This is a genomic window from Pedobacter montanisoli (assembly GCF_022809115.1).
Classification (GTDB): Bacteria; Bacteroidota; Bacteroidia; order Sphingobacteriales; family Sphingobacteriaceae; genus Pedobacter; species Pedobacter montanisoli.
On the sequence record NZ_JALGBH010000002.1, the window covers coordinates 721,236 to 743,368 of the forward strand.

General features: G+C 34.4%; 22 protein-coding genes. 11 read left to right on the top strand and 11 right to left on the bottom strand.

Annotated elements, in window-relative coordinates:
* Nucleotides 1-47 precede the first annotated feature (47 nt).
* Entirely contained in the window at nucleotides 48-458 is a 411-nt protein-coding gene (locus MMF97_RS10895; protein WP_243362328.1) for a PepSY-like domain-containing protein, read from the top strand.
* Between the two features lie 58 nt (nucleotides 459-516).
* On the opposite strand, the gene MMF97_RS10900 is transcribed toward MMF97_RS10895, so the two are convergent.
* The 5 genes from MMF97_RS10900 to MMF97_RS10920 all read right to left on the bottom strand — a co-directional run bounded on the left by MMF97_RS10900 (nucleotide 517) and on the right by MMF97_RS10920 (nucleotide 7,212).
* Nucleotides 517-2,691 carry a TonB-dependent receptor gene (locus MMF97_RS10900; protein ID WP_243362330.1) on the bottom strand — a complete coding sequence of 725 codons (2,175 nt, stop codon included), beginning with the start codon at nucleotides 2,689-2,691 and terminating at the stop codon, nucleotides 517-519.
* Nucleotides 2,692-2,805: 114 nt separating this feature from the next.
* Nucleotides 2,806-3,210: a hypothetical protein gene (locus MMF97_RS10905; protein WP_243363305.1), complete on the bottom strand. Its 405-nt coding sequence runs from the start codon at nucleotides 3,208-3,210 to the stop codon at nucleotides 2,806-2,808.
* Between the two features lie 47 nt (nucleotides 3,211-3,257).
* Nucleotides 3,258-5,801: a type I DNA topoisomerase gene (topA, locus tag MMF97_RS10910; RefSeq protein ID WP_243362333.1), complete on the bottom strand. Its 2,544-nt coding sequence runs from the start codon at nucleotides 5,799-5,801 to the stop codon at nucleotides 3,258-3,260.
* Between the two features lie 76 nt (nucleotides 5,802-5,877).
* Nucleotides 5,878-6,564, bottom strand: coding sequence for a hypothetical protein (locus MMF97_RS10915; RefSeq protein WP_243362334.1), 687 nt, complete (start codon nucleotides 6,562-6,564; stop codon nucleotides 5,878-5,880).
* Nucleotides 6,565-6,585: 21 nt separating this feature from the next.
* Nucleotides 6,586-7,212: a PAS domain-containing protein gene (locus tag MMF97_RS10920; RefSeq protein ID WP_243362335.1), complete on the bottom strand. Its 627-nt coding sequence runs from the start codon at nucleotides 7,210-7,212 to the stop codon at nucleotides 6,586-6,588.
* A 190-nt stretch (nucleotides 7,213-7,402) separates the two neighbouring features.
* On the opposite strand from MMF97_RS10920, the gene MMF97_RS10925 reads away from it, so the two are divergent.
* Nucleotides 7,403-7,921 (top strand): glutathione peroxidase, encoded by a 519-nt coding sequence (locus MMF97_RS10925; RefSeq protein ID WP_243362336.1) that lies wholly within the window; start codon nucleotides 7,403-7,405, stop codon nucleotides 7,919-7,921.
* Nucleotides 7,922-7,945: 24 nt separating this feature from the next.
* On the opposite strand, the gene MMF97_RS10930 is transcribed toward MMF97_RS10925, so the two are convergent.
* Nucleotides 7,946-8,230, bottom strand: coding sequence for a helix-turn-helix domain-containing protein (locus MMF97_RS10930; RefSeq protein WP_243362337.1), 285 nt, complete (start codon nucleotides 8,228-8,230; stop codon nucleotides 7,946-7,948).
* A gap of 133 nt (nucleotides 8,231-8,363) precedes the next feature.
* On the opposite strand from MMF97_RS10930, the gene MMF97_RS10935 reads away from it, so the two are divergent.
* The 5 genes from MMF97_RS10935 (at nucleotide 8,364) to MMF97_RS10955 (ending at nucleotide 14,333) form a co-directional block, all read left to right on the top strand.
* The gene (locus MMF97_RS10935) at nucleotides 8,364-9,947 is read left to right on the top strand and encodes a cysteine peptidase family C39 domain-containing protein (RefSeq protein WP_243362338.1); all 1,584 of its coding nucleotides are present in this window, start codon (nucleotides 8,364-8,366) and stop codon (nucleotides 9,945-9,947) included.
* Nucleotides 9,948-10,121: 174 nt separating this feature from the next.
* A complete protein-coding gene (locus tag MMF97_RS10940) occupies nucleotides 10,122-12,308 on the top strand; it encodes a peptidase domain-containing ABC transporter (RefSeq protein WP_262916122.1) in 2,187 nt (728 codons plus the stop codon).
* A gap of 9 nt (nucleotides 12,309-12,317) precedes the next feature.
* Nucleotides 12,318-13,613, top strand: a complete 1,296-nt coding sequence (locus MMF97_RS10945; RefSeq protein WP_243362341.1) for an HlyD family efflux transporter periplasmic adaptor subunit — start codon at nucleotides 12,318-12,320, stop codon at nucleotides 13,611-13,613.
* Between the two features lie 147 nt (nucleotides 13,614-13,760).
* Nucleotides 13,761-14,003 (top strand): hypothetical protein, encoded by a 243-nt coding sequence (locus MMF97_RS10950; RefSeq protein ID WP_243362342.1) that lies wholly within the window; start codon nucleotides 13,761-13,763, stop codon nucleotides 14,001-14,003.
* 120 nt (nucleotides 14,004-14,123) lie between these two features.
* On the top strand, nucleotides 14,124-14,333 hold the full coding sequence (locus MMF97_RS10955; protein ID WP_243362344.1) for a hypothetical protein: 210 nt from the start codon (nucleotides 14,124-14,126) through the stop codon (nucleotides 14,331-14,333).
* A gap of 37 nt (nucleotides 14,334-14,370) precedes the next feature.
* On the opposite strand, the gene MMF97_RS10960 is transcribed toward MMF97_RS10955, so the two are convergent.
* The 3 genes from MMF97_RS10960 to MMF97_RS10970 are packed head-to-tail and all read right to left on the bottom strand — an operon-like array spanning nucleotide 14,371 to nucleotide 16,726.
* Complete coding sequence (locus MMF97_RS10960; protein ID WP_243362346.1) at nucleotides 14,371-15,027, bottom strand: YdeI/OmpD-associated family protein; 657 nt, start codon at nucleotides 15,025-15,027, stop codon at nucleotides 14,371-14,373.
* A gap of 4 nt (nucleotides 15,028-15,031) precedes the next feature.
* Nucleotides 15,032-15,562 carry an RNA methyltransferase gene (locus tag MMF97_RS10965; RefSeq protein WP_243362348.1) on the bottom strand — a complete coding sequence of 177 codons (531 nt, stop codon included), beginning with the start codon at nucleotides 15,560-15,562 and terminating at the stop codon, nucleotides 15,032-15,034.
* 6 nt (nucleotides 15,563-15,568) lie between these two features.
* Nucleotides 15,569-16,726 (bottom strand): galactokinase, encoded by a 1,158-nt coding sequence (locus tag MMF97_RS10970; RefSeq protein ID WP_243362351.1) that lies wholly within the window; start codon nucleotides 16,724-16,726, stop codon nucleotides 15,569-15,571.
* Nucleotides 16,727-16,788: 62 nt separating this feature from the next.
* Between MMF97_RS10970 and MMF97_RS10975 the strand changes: the two genes are divergently transcribed.
* From MMF97_RS10975 to MMF97_RS10990, 4 genes are read left to right on the top strand one after another with little or no spacing between them, the layout of a single operon-like run.
* The gene (locus MMF97_RS10975; RefSeq protein ID WP_243362353.1) at nucleotides 16,789-17,835 is read left to right on the top strand and encodes an aldose epimerase family protein; all 1,047 of its coding nucleotides are present in this window, start codon (nucleotides 16,789-16,791) and stop codon (nucleotides 17,833-17,835) included.
* Nucleotides 17,836-17,860: 25 nt separating this feature from the next.
* Nucleotides 17,861-19,051 (top strand): glycosyltransferase family 87 protein, encoded by a 1,191-nt coding sequence (locus tag MMF97_RS10980; protein ID WP_243362354.1) that lies wholly within the window; start codon nucleotides 17,861-17,863, stop codon nucleotides 19,049-19,051.
* A complete protein-coding gene (locus tag MMF97_RS10985; protein WP_243362355.1) occupies nucleotides 19,044-19,967 on the top strand; it encodes a glycosyltransferase family 2 protein in 924 nt (307 codons plus the stop codon). Before MMF97_RS10980 ends, MMF97_RS10985 begins: the two co-directional genes overlap by 8 nt.
* A 3-nt stretch (nucleotides 19,968-19,970) precedes the next feature.
* A complete protein-coding gene (locus MMF97_RS10990) occupies nucleotides 19,971-20,747 on the top strand; it encodes a polysaccharide deacetylase family protein (protein WP_243362356.1) in 777 nt (258 codons plus the stop codon).
* On the opposite strand, the gene MMF97_RS10995 is transcribed toward MMF97_RS10990, so the two are convergent.
* Both MMF97_RS10995 and MMF97_RS11000 read right to left on the bottom strand, forming a co-directional pair.
* On the bottom strand, nucleotides 20,740-21,231 hold the full coding sequence (locus MMF97_RS10995; RefSeq protein WP_243362357.1) for a GtrA family protein: 492 nt from the start codon (nucleotides 21,229-21,231) through the stop codon (nucleotides 20,740-20,742). The genes MMF97_RS10990 and MMF97_RS10995 overlap by 8 nt on opposite strands.
* An 11-nt stretch (nucleotides 21,232-21,242) precedes the next feature.
* A complete protein-coding gene (locus MMF97_RS11000) occupies nucleotides 21,243-22,106 on the bottom strand; it encodes a nucleoside phosphorylase (protein WP_243362358.1) in 864 nt (287 codons plus the stop codon).
* Between the last annotated feature and the right edge of the window lie 27 nt (nucleotides 22,107-22,133).

A 22,133-nucleotide genomic window follows, 5' to 3' on the forward strand; every position in this document is an offset into this window, starting at 1 on the left:
ACTTCATAATTGCCTGTTAACTTGGATCAAAGTTTAAAAATTAAATTATGAAAAAAGGAATTCAATTAATGTTAGCCTTAGGGATTATGGCTATAGGTGCAAATGCGCAAAAAGTGAATGAAAGTAAAGTTCCTGCAAATGTTAAATCAGCATTTCAAAAAGCTCATCCGGGTGTAACAGGCGTAAAATGGGAGATGGAGAAAGATAATTATGAGGCAGCCTTTACAGCAAATGATGTTAAAACTTCTGAGGTTTACAATGCTAAGGGCCAGTTACAGGAAACAGAAGTAGCAGTTAGGTTTAATGATTTGCCAGAAGCGGTAAGAACTAAGCTTAAAGGTTTAAAAGTAACCGAAACAGCGAAGATTACCAGAGCTAATGGACAAGTGGTATTTGAAGCAGAAGTAAAAGGTAAAGATTTGCTTTTTGATGAAAAAGGTAATCTGATAAAACCTTAATTAGATTTAAGCTAAAAAAAGCATCTGAAAATTTTTTCAGATGCTTTTTTGTTACCAATTATTTAGCAAAAGGAGTAAACTTAAGCGCTAAATTGATTACCCTTCCGTCAATAGGTGCCCATAGTACTTTATAATCAGGATTTTTAATACTTCCGGTATAAACGGGTTCATACTTACTCTGACGTTTATCTAATAAATTCTCTCCATTTAAAACAAGGCTAAACTTAGGTCCGAATTTCTTTTCTATCATTCCGGCCATAAAAACATAATCATGTGTTTTAGTATAATCATCTCTGTATTGAATGCCATTGTACGATGCTTCTATCCCAAATCTCCATTCATTTTCCACTTCGTAAACCAGCGTACTTGCAGCTCTGTTTTTAGGTGTATAAGGCATAAACTGGTTCGAACTTAAATAAGTACGCTTCTCATCTGTAAAGGTATAACCTAAATAGACCTCCCAATCTTCTAATTTAAACTGTATATAGGTATCAAATCCTTTGGTAACTATAGGCTTTGCAGCATTAAAAAAGCTTAAATTTCCATTAGCTTGTTCATAACCAATAAAAGGATGTTTAATACTGGTGATAAAGAAAGCCTGGTTAATAAATAGACTATGCGCATTATCCCATTCTAATTTAAAATTCCCTTCAATATTTGCCCCTAAAGACTTTTCTGTTCCTGCATTGGCATTAAGTGCATCAATATTGATGATGTCAAAATCTTTGTTTTGAGGGGTAAGTGGGTTTGGTGTTTTATAACCTGTACCTAAACCTGCTCTAAATCCCCACAATTCATTAAGCTGGTGAAATAAGGCAATTCTCGGTAGCAGGTAAGTGCCATAATCGTTATGATCCAGCCTTAAACCTGTTTCCAATTTAGTGTTTTCTAATATTCTCCAGTTGTCTTGAGCAAAGATGCCTATGGTATTGTTGTTAAAATTGCCAACAGGTACAGGCGTATTTGCAGAAGGCTTAAAACTATTGCCCACAGCATTTATACCAACAATTAGAAAGTGTTTATTCAGTGTAGCAGAGAGTGAACCCTCAGCATAATAATCAAGTTGAGAACCACTAAAATTATAAGTGTTTGTGTAGATATCGCGATTGAAATTGCTTAACGTAGCTTTAATGTTGGCTGTTAAATTTGGATTTAAGCGGTCATCGGCCATTAAGGTAAAAGTATTTCTTGAAAGCTTATTTTCTTCAAAATAAGGATGGTCGCTATCTCCTTTGTGCTTAATGGCAATCATATCGCCGCCAATGCGCTTTTCAAAATTACCAGACCAGCCTAATGAGATACTGCTTTGTTCTGATGGATAGAAAAACAATACCGGATGTATTAAAGTACTTTTTAGGTTAGGTAAATCACTTAAACCATCTTTATCTGCATCGACTTCATGTTGTAAGGTTTGTCCTGCAAATAGAGTTAAACCCACATTTTTCCAACGTTGGCCATAATAACCATTTAAGTTAAATTCTTTTAAAGTAGAGCCATTTAAAACGAACGAGGCATCGGGTTTAAAGCCTGGCTTTTTGGAAATAAAATTTACCAAACCCCCAATTGCTCCACCACCATATAAGGTAGAAGAAGACCCCTTAATCAATTCTAGCTGTTTCAAATCTAAAGGAGGAATGGATAACACCCCAAATCCGCCAGAAAAACCATCAAATAAAGGCATTCCATCTCTAAGCATTTGTGTATATTTTCCGTCTAAACCCAGTACTCTGATATTGACATTTCCCGATGTTGCTGACGACTGCTGAATCTGAACACCGCTGATATCGCCTAATATACTGGCTACATTTGCTGGTTTAACAGTACTCTCTTCGTTCATTTCTTCTAAACCCAACACCTCAACCTTTGTAGTAGCATTTTCAATGCGTTCATTGCTCCTTGTAGAAGAAACAATGGTTACCTCGTTCAAGGTTGTATGATCTACTTTTAGTAAAACTGTATGTGTACTTGTATCAGATTGTTTAATAAGTAAAAGCTGATTTTGATAACCTACATAAGTCACTTCTAATGTATCTGCAGGTATTTTGGTATTAAAAACTGCTAAACCATTTTTATCGGATTGTACAGCATTTTGACGATTGATTCTACTAAAAATAGTTGCTCCGACTATAGGAGAGCCATTTTCGGCATCTTTAACCACAATTTTAGTTTTGTTCTGTGCAAAAACTGAAATTGAAATAATGGAGAAATAAATTAATAAAGCTATTCTTTTCATTTTCTTGAAATTTATAATGCAAATAAATCACAAGAATCTGGTTGAATTCTGTAGCTTCTTAGATAAGAACTGAATGGGTGTTATGAGAGTGAAAATCAGGAGGTTTTTTCGCTTTTACTTAATCATTACGCCTGGTTTATTGATCAGCGGAATGCGGATTAAATTAGTATCGACTATGCTTTCTGGTAAAAAGATAAATTTTTTGTCGTAGATAGTACCATTAATGTAATAGCTTAACCAGTATTCGTTTGTTAGTCCAAAAACAGCAGTGTCGATGGCTTCAATACCAGCATAGCTTTTAGCATTCACATCTCCAATAAAATGGCGTAGGGTAGAGGTTTTTACCTGTTTTCCATCTTTTTCTCCATATCCTTTAGAACTAATCAAAACATTAGTTATAGGCTCATTTTTCAAATTAAGGAGATAAACAGTCCAATTTTTTACTTCAGGACTTTCTTCCATTAATACAATGGCTATGGCAACGTCTTCAACAATATTTTCAGGTAAATCTTTTTTCATTTTGTCATTATTCGTCATGCTGATACAAGTTCAGCATGACGATTTATTTACTTTTTCTTTGCAGTAGTTTTTTTAGCTGTTGCTTTCTTTTTCGTTTCAAAAGCATCAGGTTTTTGCGCAACAATAAGTTTTTTTACTTCTTCTAATGAAATGGATGCCAGTTCTTCAGCAGTGAATTTCTGTTTGGTAGCAGGGTTGTTTCCCAGTTTTAGCATTTCCTTACCAAAACGGATAAAAGGTCCCCAACGGCCATTTTCTAATGCAATTTTATCCACAGGCCATTGTTGGATGAATCGGTTGCTCTCTTTTTCAATTTTCTTGCTGATCAGCTCTTCGATATCGTTTTGAGAAAGATTATTGAAATTATATGCTTTAGGCACATTGATAAACAAATCATTCCATTTAATGAAAGGTCCGAAGCGACCAGTGCCTTTTGTTACAGGCATATTTTGATAAGAGGCTATAGGCGCATCAGCATCAATTTTTTCATTGATAATAGCCATTGCTTTTTCATTATCAATGCTTAAGGGATCAATATTTTTTGGAGCCGAAATAAAGGTATCGCCCCATTTTACATAAGGCCCAAATCTTCCAATGCCTACTGATACTTCTTTTCCCTGATAATCTTCAAGCTGAAAAGGGAGCTTAAATAGGTCTAAAGCTTCTTCAAGCGTAATGGTACCAATTGATTGTGTTTTGGTTAAACTTGCATAACGAGGCTTATCGTTCTCATTGTCGCTTACCTCGCCAATTTGTACCAAAGGTCCAAAACGACCTACCTTGGTATATACATTTTTACCAGTTTCTGGATCTGTACCTAATAAACGTTCGCCGGTAGCCCTGTCAGCGTTTTCAATGGTATTTTCAACTTCATCGTGAAAAGGACCATAAAAAGCATGTAGCATCTTAGTCCAGTTCTGTAATCCTTGAGCTATTTCATCAAATTGTTTCTCAACCTTAGCGGTAAAGTTAAAATCAACAATTCCTTTAAAGTGTTCTACAAGGAAATCGTTTACAACTTCACCTATATCTGTAGGGAATAATTTGGCTTTTTCTGCACCTGTGATTTCAGATTTTTTGTATTTGGTAACCTGATTCTTATTTAAAATAAATGCAGTATAATCTCTTTTTTTACCATCTCTGTCTTCCTTAACTACATACCCACGATTTTGAATAGTAGATATGGTAGGAGCGTAGGTTGATGGACGGCCAATGCCCAGTTCTTCTAGTTTTTTTACTAAACTGGCCTCTGTATATCGCGCCGGCGGACGAGAGAAGCGCTCGGTAGCTGCCATCTCATTTAAAGTTAGAGCTTGATTTTTAGCTAATGGAGGTAAAAGATTGTTGTTTTCATTATCGTCATCCTCGTCATCAGTAGATTCCAGGTAAACTTTAAGGAAACCTTCAAATTTTAAAACTTCTCCTTCTGCCAGAAATTCTTCTTTTCGTGTATTTACGCCTATATGTACGCTTGTTTTTTCAAAAATAGCTTCGCTCATTTGAGAGGCAATTGCCCGTTTCCAAATGAGTTCATAAAGTCGTTTTTCAGTATTATCGCCATTAATGGTATGCTGGTCAAAATAAGTAGGACGAATAGCTTCGTGAGCTTCTTGTGCACCTGCCGTTTTGGTTTTATATACACGTGGCTGGTGGTATTTTTCACCATATGCAGACTTGATTTCTGCTGCTGCTGCTGCAATTGCCGTTTCTGATAAGTTTACGGAATCGGTACGCATATAAGTAATCTTACCATTTTCATACAAACGCTGAGCAATTTGCATGGTACGTGCTACCGAAAAACCTAATTTTCTCGATGCTTCCTGTTGTAAGGTTGAAGTAGTAAATGGAGCAGCAGGATTGCGTTTTGCTGGTTTTACTTCAAGGCTGTTAACATTAAAGGTTGCATTTATACAATCGTTGAGGAATTTTTCTGCATCTTCAGCTTTGCTGAAACGCTGTGGCAATTCAGCTTTTATTAACTCTTTACCTTTTTCAGTACTGAACTGTGCAGTTACTTTAAAATCGGCAGTAGAGCTGAAGTGATTAATTTCGCGTTCTCTGTCTACAATTAAACGTACGGCAACAGATTGTACCCGACCGGCAGATAAAGAAGGTTTTACTTTTTTCCATAGTACAGGAGAAAGCTCAAAACCTACTAAACGGTCTAATACCCTGCGTGCTTGTTGTGCATAAACTAAATTATAGTCTATATTACGGGGTGTTTCTATCGCTTTGAGTATAGCCGGTTTGGTAATCTCATGAAATACAATACGTTTTGTATTTTGTTCTTTTAGGCCGAGGGTTTCGAACAAGTGCCATGAAATGGCTTCTCCTTCACGGTCCTCATCGGATGCTAACCAAACTGTTTCGGCAGTTTTAGCTAATTTCTTAAGTTCGGCAACTACTTGTCTTTTATCGGCCGGAACTTCATAGGTTTGGGCAAAATTATTATCAATATCAATCCCCATGTCATCTTTAACCAAATCACGTATATGGCCATAGCTCGATTTAACTAAGAAATCTTTACCTAAATAACCTTCTATGGTTTTGGCTTTTGCCGGAGACTCAACTATTAGTAAATTTTTTGCCATTCAAGAACTTTTTCTGCAAATAAAGGATAAAATAGACCAAATTCAAAAACTGAACCTGCATTTTTGCTGAAAAAAGTTATTTATAGGAATTTAATTGCATTTTGTAAATAAAACCCCTTTTTATTTTACCTGAAGAAATATCTTTATCTATTGCTCTAACCTCTTTGGAGATTAAACCTACTTCTTTAGCATATTTTTCTATATAAACATCTTCACGTATAAAGTTTACCTCGTTAATTTGTTCAACGGTAAGGGTATGGTCAAAATTTAAAGTATTAACAGATTGTTTTTCGTTTAATAGCGTAATAGTGTAATCCCAACGCTCTAAGTCGTTGTATAGATTTCCATTCCATTTTAAATTTAAAACAGGAGGGAAGACTAGCCTTATATATCTGCGGTTATCTAAAAATTCTTCAGCCCTGTTGCTCGTTACTTTACGGGAAATAACTTTTTGGAAAGACCAGTCTGCAGTTCCCGATTTTTTATACCGTTCAATTCGATAAGCCGTATTCCCAGTAGCATCAATATATTTATTGGTAACCGTATCTTTTATTAAAAACTGGTATTTAGTGGTTGAGTTGTTAAAGTCATTATACACCGTTGAGTCTACATCATAAATACTTACACTATTTTCCTTTAAAGGATAGTACTGTAAACCCATATCTAAAGCCGGTGCATTTTCATGTTTGTTACATGATAAAAGCATAGCAACTGCTAAAGCAAGTATGCAGATATATTTAAAAAATGGCTTTTGAACAGTCATTACTTCAAATATATAAACTAATTAGTTATAATTATTTTTTATAAGCTCTAAATCCCGGGTTAAGATTTTGCTGTAATTATCTAAGAGATTGGCTGAGGATTTCAAGTAAGCTATTAATTTTTTAAAATCTTCTTTGCTGGTTGGTTTCTCGTATAATAAATTGGTAATACTTAATATTTGTGTAATGGGTTGCCTTAATTGATGAGATACCTGATGTAACAACATACTTAATTCTTCTGCCTGTCTTTCTTTTTTAGCCTCAGCTTCTTTCTTTTCATTAATGAGCGTTCTAATAGAAAAGTAGTGATGAGTTTTTCCATTATCATTAATAATAGGAATGATAATGGTATCTACCCAGTAATAAGTACCATCTTTGCTTTTATTTCTTACTTCGCCCTGCCACATTTTACCATTTCCAATGGTACGCCACATATGCTTAAAAAAATCGCGGCTGTGATAGGACGAATTAATAATATTGTGATTAGAACCGATCAGCTCATCTTCATGATAGCCGGATATTTCGCAGAATTTTTTATTGACATAAGTAATGATACCTTTTAAATCTGTTATTGAGCAAATAACATTTTGGTCTCCCGTATCGTCTGTTGACCTGTCTAATAACAGTTCTAAATTTTTTACACTTAGCATTTCGAAGCTAAAATAAGGAAAGCTTTGTTACTGTGTAAGTAAAGAGTGTGGCCTCGATTTAAAGAAAAACCAACTTTTGTATAAGGTATTGATATTCAGTATTCAATTACAATCCTTTTTTTGTAAAAAAAATGATGAACTAAAAAACATATAAAACGTTTATCTTTATATGTAATTAAAAAGATGCATCATGATAAACACATTGTTAATCTTATTAGGATTAATGCTTAATCCTAATCCACCTAAAAGTATTTATGACTTCTCTTTCAAAACATTGGATGGAAAAGAAGTTAAACTTTCAAAGTTTAAAGGGAAAAAGATATTGATTGTAAATACGGCTTCTAAATGTGGTTACACTCCACAATATGAAGATCTTGAGAAACTGCATAAACAATATGGTAATAAGGTGGTACTGATCGGTTTCCCATCTGCTGATTTTGGAGGTCAGGAGTTAGGTACTAATGCAGAAATTAAAGAGTTTTGTACAGGAAAGTATAACACTACGTTCTTAATAGCAGAAAAAGGCGAGGTGAAAGGCGAAAGTATTTCTCCTTTGTTTCAATACTTAACTACCCAGTCTAATCCTGATTTTACGGGAGATATTAAATGGAATTTTGAAAAATTCTTAATAGATGAAAAAGGGCAGCTTATTCACAGATACCGATCTGCTGTAAAACCTTTAGATGAGCAGATTACTAAGAATTTTTAAGATATAATAGGGAGAGTTGAGAATCTAAATAATTTTCAACTCTTTTTCTTCCTGATCTTTTCTTATGAGGATTAATCGTGAGGTTGTAGGATCAGAAATAAAGCGTTCATATTCTAAGCAGCGGGCAAAGTAATACAATTCCATCCCATAGAATTCTGCAATCTGTTGCGCCACATCCATTCGTAACATCGTTAAGTTCTGCTCAAGTTTTGCATAAGTTGAACGTTCCATGTTAAGAGCTTTAGCTACATTACTTTGAGAAACTTTCTTGATATTTCTGAATATTCTTAGCGTTTTTCCTATATCCATGATGAGTTAATTTAGATGATTTAATATATTAAATATATTGAAAAAACCAAAAATGTGAAAAAAAATCACAAATCTTTGTTTGTCATGACTTAATTTATAGTTTAGGTTATATCAACTAACCAAACTTAAATTTATGTTACTACGTCCTAAAGAAAATGCTTTGGCGGTAACGCAACTTCTTCTAAAGAATCTAGATGCCAAGATCAGCTATGATTCTTTAAAGAGAGCTTTATACGACCATCCTGAATATCCCAGTTTATTAGCTATTAGTGATGTTTTAAATGAGTATCATATTCAGAATGAAGCTTATCAAATCAAAAAAGAAGAATATAAAGTAGAAGATTTATTCTTTCCTTTTATTGCTCACATTAATAGCAAAGGGGGAGCATTTATGTTGATACATGAGATTAAGGATGGGAAAGTAACATTCAGTGATGAAAAATCTAAAAAATCAATTATACCTGAAAAGGATTTTATACAGCAATGGTCTGGAATTGCCTTATATGCCACAGTAACTCCTAATAGTTATGAAACAAGATACTATGAAAAACAACTTCTCGCTAATTTAAAAACGCTTGGTAAACCCCTGTTCATCTTAACGCTCTTATCTACCTTATTTCTTGGATTAAATTTACAAAGCTCAGTTCCAGGGTATTATATCCTGTTATTGGTAAAGCTATTAGGAGTTGGCATATGCGTTTTATTGCTTACACATAGTATTGATGCAAATAATCCATTTGTTAGAAATCTTTGCGGTTTGGGTAGTAAAAATAATTGTAATGCAATACTAAAATCTGATGCAGCCAAGATAAACGAATGGTTGAGCTGGAGTGAAGTAGGGTTCTTTTATTTTATGGGTTCGTTCTTGGCCTTATATTTTAATCCTTCGTTAATGCCGTACTTATTGTGGCTTAATTTACTAAGCTTACCTTATACTTTATGGTCAATAGGGTATCAGTACAGACAAAATAATTGGTGTACTCTGTGCTGTTCAGTTCAGGTGTTGTTATGGATAGAGTTTATTGCAGGTATTCGTTTTGGTAAAGAGCAATATATCATTCATAGCTTTAGCATACTCACTTTTGTGCAGCTTTTTCTAAGTTTTATTATTCCTGTAATGGCGTGGTTCTTATTAAAACCCCAGCTGACAAAAAGTGCCGAATATAATCCACTAAAACAACAACTCAAAAAATTCAAATACGATCAACAGTTGTTTAATCACGCTTTAACTAATCAGGCAAAATATGCTGTTCCTGATAATTTAATGCCTGTTGTTTTGGGAAATCCTAAAGCAGAAACCATTATTACTATGGTTAGTAATCCTTTTTGCGGACCATGTGCTAAAGCTCACGCTTTTTTAGATAACTGGCTAGCGACCAGGAGTGATGTTCAGTTGAAAGTAATTTTTACTACTGCAGATCATGATGATGACCAGCGCACCAAAGTATCAAGACATGTATCAGCATTAAGCCAAACCAAAGATGAAGTGCTATTAGCCAATGCGTTAAATGACTGGTATGCTCAAAGTCAGAAAAAATATGAAGACTGGGCAAAGCGATACCCTATTGTAATAGCAGAAGAAATGGCGGAGGTTACTGCAAAACAAAAAGAGTGGTGTGATATGGCTGAAATTAAATATACGCCTACCATTTTAGTAAATGGCTATAAACTTCCTGAGCCTTATCAATTGGAGGATATAAAATATTTAGTTTATTAGACTCAATACAAGAATTTTTTGCATACAGTTTGGTTTAACACTACTAATCTGCGTGAAAATCTATAATTAAAGCTTAAATTTATAAGCACAATAGAAAACTTATTCTGGACCAAGGATAAACATAAAAAAGCCATATATTTAGGCTAATAAGACCAAACATAAAACTAATTTAACTTGAAGGCTTTTCCTTTTTATAAACAACCTGATCAAATGGATTGCGGCCCTACCTGTCTGCGCATGATAGCTAAATATTATGGCAAAAACATCAGGCTGCAACGCATACGTGACCTGAGTGGCATTAACCGTGAAGGGGTTTCTATGCTGGGAATTAGTGAAGCAGCAGAAAAGATAGGGTTTAGATCACAAGGAGCAAAACTTACTTTAAATCAACTTAAAGAAATAGATTTACCCTGTATTATACACTGGAATCAAAATCATTTTGTAATACTTTATGCTATTAAAAAAGATATATATTATATCGCAGATCCTGGAAAAGGATTGATCAAATACACCAAAAATGAATTTTATAACAGCTGGATTAGCGTACATAATAATGGTAGTAGCCAGGGAATAGCGTTAATGCTATCTCCAAGTCCTCAATTCTATGAACAGGAAGGAGATAAAAAAGAAGCGCTTGATTTTAGTTTCTTATTACGTTATTTATATAAATACAAGCAGCTTGTTATACAGTTGTTTGTAGGGCTTGGCATTGGAAGTTTATTGCAGTTAATTGTGCCGTTTTTAACTCAATCAGTAGTTGATATTGGTATCAATACCCGTAATCTTAACTTTATCTATATAATACTTATTGCTCAAACCATGTTGTTTTTAGGGCGTATGAGTGTAGACTTTATACGGTCATGGATATTATTGCATATCAGTACAAGGGTTAATATCTCAATTTTAACAGATTTCTTAATTAAACTTATGAAGCTGCCCATGAGTTTTTTTGATACCAAAATGACTGGTGATATCATGCAACGTATGAATGATCAGAAACGTATCGAAAGCTTTCTTACGGGATCTACGCTAAACACTATTTTTTCGGTATTTAATCTGGTAGTTTTTACGTTTGTATTGGCTTATTATAATGTTAATATATTTTTTATTTTTCTGATTAGCAGTGTATTATATACATTATGGGTAATTGCCTTTTTAAAAAGGAGAAGAAAGCTGGATTTTAAAAGATTTGATATCTCATCGAAAAATCAGAGCAGTATTGTGCAGCTAATAGGGGGAATGCAGGAAATTAAACTGAATAACTGTGAAAGGCAAAAAAGATGGGAGTGGGAACACTTACAGGCAGGTTTATTCAGATTTAGTGTAAAAAGCCTTTCTCTTGGGCAAATACAGCAGGCCGGAGCCTTTTTTATCAATGAAGGAAAAAATATACTGATTACTTTTTTAGTGGCAAAGTCGGTAATAGATGGCCAGCTTACTTTGGGGGGAATGATGGCTATACAATATATTGTGGGGCAGGTAAATAGTCCTATAGAACAATTATTGGGATTTATTCAACAATTGCAGGATGCTAAAATAAGTTTAGAGCGTTTAAACGAAATTCATGAACTGGAGGATGAAGAACCAGTGGGAAGGAATTTTCTACATGAATTGCCCTCACAAAAAGGAATTTATCTTAACAATTTACATTTTACCTATCCCGGCGCGGGTAATGAACCGGTATTAAAAGGGATCGATCTAAATATTGCGGAAGGTAAAACCACTGCTATAGTTGGAATGAGTGGTAGTGGTAAAACAACCATTTTAAAATTATTGCTTCGGTTTTATCTGCCACAAAAAGGCGATATTAAAATAGGTGCAACTTATTTGGAGCAGCTAGGTTTTGGCTTCTGGCGCAACCAATGTGGAGTGGTTATGCAAGACGGTTTTATTTTTTCAGATACGATTGCTAAAAATATAGCAGTAGCTGATGATTATCCTGATATATCTAAATTACAACATGCTATCAAAGTAGCTAATATTACCGATTTAATAGATAGCCTTCCTTTAGGACTTAACACTAAAATAGGGGCTGAAGGTAATGGCATAAGTCAGGGTCAAAAACAACGTATTTTAATAGCTAGAGCGGTTTATAAAGATCCGTCTTATATCTTTTTCGATGAAGCAACCAATGCTTTAGATGCGAATAATGAACGGGTAATTATGGAAAATCTGGAGTCGTTTTTTAAAGGTAGAACGGTGGTAGTGGTTGCACATCGTTTAAGCACAGTTAAAAATGCTGATCATATTATCGTATTAGATAAGGGTCAAATTATAGAAGAAGGAAATCATACCGAGCTTACAGAGCAGAAGGGAGCATATTTTCATTTGGTCAAAAATCAATTAGAATTGGGAAATTAATAAAAAACGATGCCTGTACAATCTGAAAATCAAATTAATCATAACAGTGATGAAATCACAGAGATTATTACAGCAATACCTTCATGGATTTTGCGAAGAGGTATAATGCTGATTTTGTTTCTATTGCTGGCTATTATTCTATTATCTGCATTTATTCAATATCCGGATGTAGTTAAAATGCCTTTAAAAGTAAACTCTGTTAATTCTCCTAAAGGCCTTCTAGCTATGCAAAGTGGCAAACTGGTTAAACTTTTAGTTAATGACGGAGCTGTGGTAGAAGCAAAAACTCCTTTGGCTTTTATTGAAAGCACAGCAAATCATGAAGATGTAATCAGGTTATCCAATAAATTAAACTGGCTAAACAAATCTCTAAATGGAGATTCTGCTCAGATTCAGGCTGGGATATTTGATAATCAATTAATTTTAGGTGAATTACAGCCATCCTATCAGGTGTTTTATCAGGAATATCTGCAATATGTTAATACGCAAAAAGGAGGATTGTACCAATCACAAAAATCTTACCTACAAAGAGATCTGCTTGACTTGAAAAGGTTGGAAGAACAGATAAAGGAACAAAAAAAGGTACAGGAAATGGAATTTGCAAATGCTCAGACAGAATATGAAGCTTACAGAAAATTAAGAAGCAAAAATGTAATTTCAGAAAGTGAGTACAGGCAACAGGAAAATAAGTATCTGGCCAGTAAATATCCTTTACAACAAACCACAACCTCTTTATTAAATAATAAATCAAATGTTTTAGCTAAACAAAAAGAATTGGTTGCGTTAGAATATACAATAAAAGAACAGCAATCAAAGTTTTTGCAAGCGTTAAATAGTATGATCAACCAAACTAACGACTGGTTGTTACAGTATGTGGTTTCTACCCCAATATCTGGTAAAATCAGCTATGCGGGTATTTTACAGGAGAACCAAAACATTACGGCTAAACAAGAGATGTTTGTTGTAAATCCTGGCAATGCAGGTTTTTTTGGAGAAGTTCAAATTCCACAGTTTAACATGGGTAAAATTAATGTTGGTCAGGAGGCTTTAATAAAGTTGAGGAGCTATCCGTTTGAGGAGTATGGCATGATACATGGAAAAGTAAGTTTCATAACAGATGCAGCTTTGAAAGATAGTGTTTTCATTGCAAAAATAGACTTTAATAAATTTGAACAAAAGAATACATCCAGGCCGGTAATTCTAAAACCAGGAATGATGGCTGATGCAGAAATAATTACGCAGAAAAGCTCTCTATTACAAAGATTTACAAGGAATATAACTAAAATGCTAAATAGCGGAGGATAAGATTTTGTATATACGAAAAGGGGTAGCCGATTGCAAGCGTACTACCCCGAAACGAGCAATGGCGTAAACTATTGCCGCTCAAGTAAACCTGCGTGAAGGTTTACAAAGTCTAAATCAATTAAACTTAAATCCAAAGTTATGAAAAAAATGAACTTACTCAGTCGAGCTGAGATGAAGAAAGTAATGGGTGGTGGTTCTGCCGAACCTGGTGACCCAGGAAATAGTTCCTGTGAAAAAGATGGAAAAGGGTACATCTCATGCGTATCACCAAATGGTCCATCTTATGATTATCCTGATATGTGCTGTACTTCTTTAGCACAAGCACAGAGCTTTTGTCCTTCAGGATGGATATATGGCTGTGTAATGCCAGATATACCTCCTATAGAATAATAAGTTTATCATGAGCTGCTTAATCAGAATCAGCCTTTATCTATTTGAAAAAAACAGATAAATCAATAGTTAAAATATGTTCATACTATGAAAAAAAACAACTTACTCAGTAGAGCTGAGATGAAAAAAGTAATAGGAGGAGGTTCTGAAGAGCCTGGAGATCCTAATCCTGATTTTTGTAAATTGCAAGGGAAAGGATTTATAGTATGTGTATCTCAGGATTATGAACAAGGCTTCAATTATCCTTATATGTGTTGCACTACTCCAGCTGATGCTCAAAGTTTTTGCCCTCCTGGCTGGTTATACAGCTGTGAAACAGGCTTAGGGTAGAAATTAAATAAGCTGCTTCTATGAAGCAGCTTATTGGTTATTTTTCACTAGGATTTTTTTTTCCAGAAAGTAGTTTTTCTACAGTTTTTCCTATTCTTTCATCTCTTGTTTTTTCCTGCTTGGCACTTAAAATCCAAAGTACATATTCTTTTTTGTTGCTATAAGATAAGCTTTCAAAAAATGACAAAGCTGTAGGATGTGTTGTTAAAGCCTCCAAGAGGTAAGGAGGTAACCTTACGGTTTTACTGGTAACATCAATATAATCGCCATATTCACTTTTTTGGATGTCCTCGTTTGCTAAACCCGATTTTTTACTTTGTCCTTCTTTTCGTACGCGTAATGCAGTCCAGGTTTCGTCAATGGCAGCAGACGCACAGGGTTCAACTTTATAATTTTTTAGACCTTCCCAGTTTTGCATTAAATTCAAATCTGTGGCAATACCGCTTTTGCTTTTAGGATAGATTAGCCAACAAATGGTCTTTTCATTAATAGAAGGAGCAACTTTTTCCAATTGCTGATAAAGCTCTTTGCGGTTTGTGGCAAAAATAAAGAAAGCGTCTGCTGATGAAATAAATTGGTTGTTAAAACTTACATCTGTTGGTACCACTCCAAAGTTTACAGAATGTTGCTCATTAATAATAGAAACACAATATCCTGGTTTAATCTGTAATTTTTTTAGAAGTTTGTTTTCCATTTACTTATAATTTTATTTTCGCGAAAAAGTCCCATAATACAATTCCTGTTGATATTACGATATTAAAAGAATGCTTGGTTCCAAATTGAGGAATTTCTATGCATTGATCAATGTGTTTCATTACTTCATCAGCTACGCCATTTACTTCGTTGCCAAATATTAAGGCATATTTCTGGGTATGATCTGGTCTAAAAGCATTAAGCATTATGCTATTTTGGGCTTGCTCAATGGCTATAATTTCATAACCATCTTTACGTAGATCGTTAACCGCATCTAATGTATTGTCATAATGTTGCCAATCCATAGATTGTGTAGCACCTAATGCGGTTTTTTCAATTTCTCTATGAGGTGGTTGAGCCGTAATACCGCATAAAATTACCTTTTCTAGTGCAAAACCATCGGCAGTTCTAAATACAGAACCTACATTGTGCATACTGCGTACATTGTCCAGAATAACAACTATGGGGAGTTTATCCTGTTTTTTAAATTCTTCTATATCAACCCTGTTAAGCTCGTCTAATTTTAATTTCTTCATGCGCATTTAAAATATCTTTGTAGGGCCATCTCCAATTTCCTGTATATAAACATCTGGATGATAACCTATTTTTTCTTTATAAAAACTATTGAGTTCTTTTGTAAAGTCTTTTTCTTTTCCTTTTTTTAATAGTGCTATAGCACAACCTCCAAACCCTGCTCCGGTCATACGTGCGCCAATTACATCAGGATGATCGGTGCAAAAATCAATAATAGTGTCCAGTTCAACTCCTGTAACTTCGTAATCATCTTTCAGAGATAAATGCGATTGGAACATCAATTTTCCAAAATAATCTAAATCTCCTTCTTTTAACGCAACTACTGCATTTTTAACTCTTTCATTTTCCGTAATTACGTGAGTGGCTCTTTTCAATAAAGTTTTGTCTTCAACCAAATACTGATATTGGAGCCATTCTGTAGGGTTGATGTCGCAAAGATATTGAATATTGATTTGGCTTTGCAGGATTTTAAGAACTGAATTACATTCCTGTACCCGTTCGTTATATTTTGAATCTTCCAGTTTTCTGGTTTTATTGGTATTGATAACAGCCAGGTTATAATCTCCCAAATTACAGGTAATTGTCTGATGTTGAAGAGAAGAACAATTTAACAGGATAGCTTTATTTTTTTGACCGTAGGTAACTGCAAACTGGTCCATTATGCCAGACTGAACACCAATATATAGATTTTCTACGTGTTGTGTAAGTTTAACTATATCTAAAGGTAGGGTATTCAATTTAAAAATATCACTTATCCCATAAGCAGTGAGAACCTCTATTGAAGCAGAAGAAGACAAACCAGCACCTACAGGGATATTACCAAAGTAATAAAGATCTAATCCGCTTATGTTTAAGTTAAATTTTTGCTGTAAGGCTTCAATTACCCCTAAGGGATAATAAAACCATTCATTCGCTTTTTTGGGATAATTTTTACCAACTGGAACTGTAAAATGTTCAGAAAAATTATGGCTATGTAATCGTATCAGAGATTCATTATTGAACCGAACGAGTAACCATGTTCCGGCATTGATTGCACATGGCATAACCCAGCCTCCATTATAGTCAATATGTTCGCCAATTAAGTTTACTCTTCCCGGTGCAAAGTAACAGGCATCGGGTTCCTGTTGATAGATATTAAAAAATGTTCTCTTAAAATCATTAATCATTTTTTGAAACAGGTGTAATGTTAAAAATGTATTTTTACGGTTGATCTACTAAGATACAATTAATGGAAATAAAGCAATATAGAACAGGCTTTACAATCGATGGAAAAGATGTTATGGCTGTTCTATTAACCAATGCTAAAGGTACAGCTGTTACATTATTTAATTATGGCCTGATTATTAATAAATTCATTGTATCTAATAAATATGGAGAAAGTCAGGATATTGTTTTAGGCTTTGATGATTTTGAAGGCTATATCAACCAGCAATATTTGAATAATTATCCTTATTTAGGCGCTATAATTGGTCGTTATGCCAATCGCATAAAAGGCGGAAAATTTGAGATTGAAGGTCAATTCTTTCAGGTAGCACAGAATAAAGGAAATGATACCCTGCATGGAGGAAAGGAGGGTTTTGATAGAAAAATATGGGATATTCTATCTGTAAATGAAGAAAAGAATGCAGTAACTTTTCAGTATGAAAGCAAAGATGAAGAAGAAGGTTTTCCCGGTAATCTGATTGTACAACTGGAATTCAGGCTTACAGATGATAATGAGCTTATTTTAAATTATCAGGCTCTTACTGATAAAGCTACTCCGGTAAATTTAACCCACCATAGTTATTTTAATTTATGTGCAGATGGTAGTGATGTTAAAAATCACTTTCACCAAATGTATGCTTCCAACTGGCTGGAGCAGGATAGTAATTATGTAGTTACGGGTAATTTGATGCCAGTTGAAGGAACCATGCATGATTTTAAGCGAGGAAAATATTTTTCTGAAAACTGGGACGAGAATTTAGGTTATGATCAAACCTATGTTTTAGATAAAAATTATGGTGATCTGACTTTGGCAAGTGAAACCAGTTGCAAAAATAGTGGTTTAAAATTGCAAATATATACTACAGAACCAGTTGCCCATTTATATACGGCTAAGTACCTTGATGTAAAAAATGGGAAGAATAATAAAGATTATCATGAATTTGATGCTTTTTGTATAGAAACACAACATCATCCAAATGCAGTTAATATTCCTGATTTTCCAAATACAGTTTTATATCCAGAAAGCTCATATAAACAGACAACCATATACAAAATTGTTATAACTTCATAACGGATTTAAAACACAAACAACTATTTTGAAACCCAACCAAACAAACTTAACCAGCAGACTGCTTAGTCTGGTTAATAACCGTAAATTTATATTGCTGATCTGGGTATTACTGGCCTTAATAGCTTGCTATAAGCAATACCATAAGGGGTCGTATAACAATTATCTAATTTTTAAGCATGTTTATGTGCATGCCTTGGATAAATTGAATTTATATATTGCCTATCCGCAACAGTATTTAGATACCAATCATTACGGACCATTTTTTACCGTTTTGATAGCACCTTTTGCCATACTTCCCGATTATTTGGGTACCATGTTCTGGCAATTGGCTAATGTTTTGTTTCTGTATTTTGCTATAAGTCAATTATCACTTACTTACCGTAGAGTTAATGCAGTTTACTGGATTGTTGCGCACGAAATGCTGACGGCTTTGTTTAGTTTCCAGTTTAACATTTCAATAGCAGCTATTATAGTTCTAACCTTTACCATGATTGAGAAGCAAAAGAATTTTTGGGCTGCGTTTCTGATTATGTTGGGCACTTTTGTAAAGTTATATGGAATTGTAGGGTTGGCTTTTTTCTTTTTTGTGCGTAAAAAAATGCAGTTTGTTTTAAGCTGTATCATTTGCGCAGTAATATTTTTTGTATTACCCATGTTATTTTTCGGACCATCATATATATTGCAATGCTACCATGACTGGTACACTTCGCTTTCAGAAAAGCAGGAGTTAAATGCGAGTTTAACTTCAATGCAGGATATTTCTGTAATGGGGATGGTGAGACGCATAACGGATAATGTTCATATTTCTAATCTCCCATTTTTGGTTGCAGGTGTTGTATTATTTTGCTTGCCTTACTTACGTATCAACCAATACAAGTTCCTTAATTTTAGATTACTTTATCTGGCTTCAACATTAATTTTTGCTGTTATTTTTAGTAATTCGTCAGAATCGCCTACTTACATTATTGCTTTTGTTGGCGTAGCTGTGTGGTTTTTAGTTCAGGAAAAACCTGTTTCTGGTTGGTATATAGCGCTTTTTATTTTTGCTTTACTATTAACCAGTTTTTCTCCATCAGATTTATTTCCGAGATTTGTACGAGAAACCTATGTACAACCTTATTCATTAAAAGCATTGCCGTGTATAATCATCTGGTTGGTCATTATATATCAGCTTTTATTTAAGAAATTTAATCAAGAAAACCTTATTCATGGATAAACTGGTTTCGGTTGTAATACCGGCGTATAACGAAGAAGAAAACATTTTAGTGGTTATCGATCATATAGAAGATGTTTTTGAAAAGTTGAATTACGATTATGAACTGATCATTGTTGATGATGGTTGTGCCGACCGTACTTTAGACTTAGTAAGAGAAGCTGCGCAGAAAGATAGCAGGGTTTTTTATATAGAATTATCTCGGAATTTTGGACACCAACCGGCTTTAAAAGCAGGTTTAGATAGCGCAAGAGGAGATTGTGTAATTTCTTTGGATGCTGATTTGCAACATCCACCACGTTTACTCGTAGAAATGCTGGAAAAATGGGAGCAAGGTTATGATGTTGTTTATACCCGCAGACAGGAAGATAAAAACCTTCCTTTTAAGAAAAGAAAAACCTCGCGTTTGTTTTATAAATTGATGAATAGCTTATCTGATGTTGAACTGGAGCCTGGAACGGCCGATTTCAGATTAATGGACAGAAGCGTGATTAATGTATTCAAAGATTTTAAAGAGAATGATTTGTTTGTACGCGGAATGGTAAAATGGTTAGGTTTCAAACAATATGCCTTAGATTATATTCCAAATGCCCGCTTTGCCGGATCCAGTAAATATAACATTAAGAGAATGCGTAAATTAGCTATGCAAGGTGTAACTTCTTTAAGTGTAAAACCTTTACATATGGCTGTATATCTTGGATTTCTTATATCGGGTTTGTCTTTGTTGTATCTGCCATATGCAATTTACGCTTACTTTCATACACATGTAAGTGGCTGGGCTTCACTTATTGTAACTATTGCCTTTTTTGGAGGTTTACAACTTATTATTTTGGGTATATTGGGAATTTATATTGGTAAAATGTTTATGCAAAGCAAAAACAGGCCAACCTATATTATCCGATCTACAAATATTAAATAAGCTATGGTATTATTGAGTTTTGATATCGAAGAATTCGATATGCCCTTTGAATACAATAAGGATATCGTATTTAAAGACCAGATTAGTATATCTATTAAAGGTTGCGAAATTATACTCGATCTATTGGCTAAGTACCAGCTTAAGGCTACGTTTTTCTCTACGGCTGTTTTTGCCTTAAACGCTCCGGGAGTTATAGAACGTATAAAAAATGAAGGTCACGAGCTGGCTTCACATACTTATTATCATTCTAAATTCGAGAATGCAGATCTGTTAAAATCTAAGCAGGTGTTAGAAGAACTTTCAGGAATGAAAGTAGAAGGTTTCAGGATGCCGAGAATGATGCCTGTAAGTGATGAGGAGATAGAGGAAGCGGGTTATATATACAATAGCTCCTTAAATCCTACGTATTTACCCGGCAGGTACAATAACCTGCATATTCCACGCACTTATTTTAAGCAGGGAAAGGTATGGCAGTTGCCAGCTACGGTAAGTCCTAAATTCAGAATACCTCTATTCTGGTTGTCTTTTCACAATTTCCCTTTATGGTATTATAAACATCTCTTTCATTTATCTTATCAGAAAGATGGGTACGTAAATATTTATTTTCACCCATGGGAGTTTACAGATCTGCAACAGAAAGAAAAATATGGTTTCCCATTTTATGTAAGCAGAAATTCTGGAGTTAAGATGGAAGAAAGGATGGATGCACTTATGAATTGGATCAGTAAGAAAGGATATCCTACAGGTACCATATCAAATTTTATCAAAAGTCTTACTTAACGGTTTTAAACGTAAAATACGTTTGACATAAATAGCTGTATAAAGATAAAATAACAATGATGAAAGCCTGAGAAGGAGTAGCCCAGAACTGGAAATAGCCCACCAATAAATGTAATAGCAGATAATCGAATAAAATGCTGGTTGCAGTTACAAAACCGTACCTGAAAAGCTGTACACGGCTTTCTAAATTAGATTGCTGAAATACAATGAATTTATTGAGGATAAAGCCTATCGGAAAGCTAATGGATAAAGCCACAATATATGCGGCGATGTAACGGGTAATATCAAAGCCCGCAATATGAATAAATTCCTGTTTAAAAATAAAATTGTAGGCTAGAAAGAAAATAACCAGGTTCAATAACGCATTACTACCTCCGCAAACCGCATACCTGAAAGTTTGCAAATCCATTACTCTTTTAAAAGGAGGGTAAAAGAAATCTATTACAGGCAGCAGAATACTTCGGAGTGTTTGTGCAAATCCCATTATTAACGGTACTATAATCGCTCTAAAACAGTTTTAATTGCTTTTTCTACAATCTGGTTAGGATTGCTGCTGAATTCGAACTTTACCCTGCTGGCTAAAATAGCATTAACAGAAAGTGCATTGTGCCCTAATGTTTTGGCTAAGGCATAAATACCTGCAGTTTCCATTTCAAGGTTGGTAATACGGTTATTTTCGAATTTAAAACTGTTCAACTGTGCTATAAAATTGCTTACTGCATTTTTTGCTCTAACCTGTCTGCCTTGTGGTGCGTAAAAACCTGGTGCAGTAACCGTAATTCCCTTTGCCATATCATGAGCTATGTTTTCTAATAACTTATTACTGGCAGCAGTAAGGTAAGGGCTTATCCCTTCAATTTTACTAAAATGGCTATTGATACGTGCCAATAGATTTTTTTCTTCTGCGCTGTTATTTTGTTCATAATAATGCATCAAAGCATCTAAACCTAAACCATAAGTTGATGCCAGAATAGTGCCCATCGGTATGTCTTCCTGAACAGCACCTGAAGTTCCTATCCTGATGATATCTAATGATTTTAATGTTGGTTTAATGGTACGGGTTTCAAAATCCACATTTACCAAAGCATCTAATTCATTAAAAACAATATCAATATTGTCTGTACCTATACCGGTAGAAACTACACTAATACGCTTTTTGCCTAAATAACCTGTATGTGTAATAAACTCACGTTTGCCTTTCTTTACCTCAATTTTATCGAAATATTTGCTGACCTCTGGTACACGATCCAAATCGCCCACAGTGATAATAGTATCGGCTATATCTTCAGGCAAGAGATTCAAATGATAAACGCTTCCATCTGGATTAATAACCAAGTCGGCTTCTGATAATTTTTGCATAGATTTAAAATTAGAAAACAAACTTAT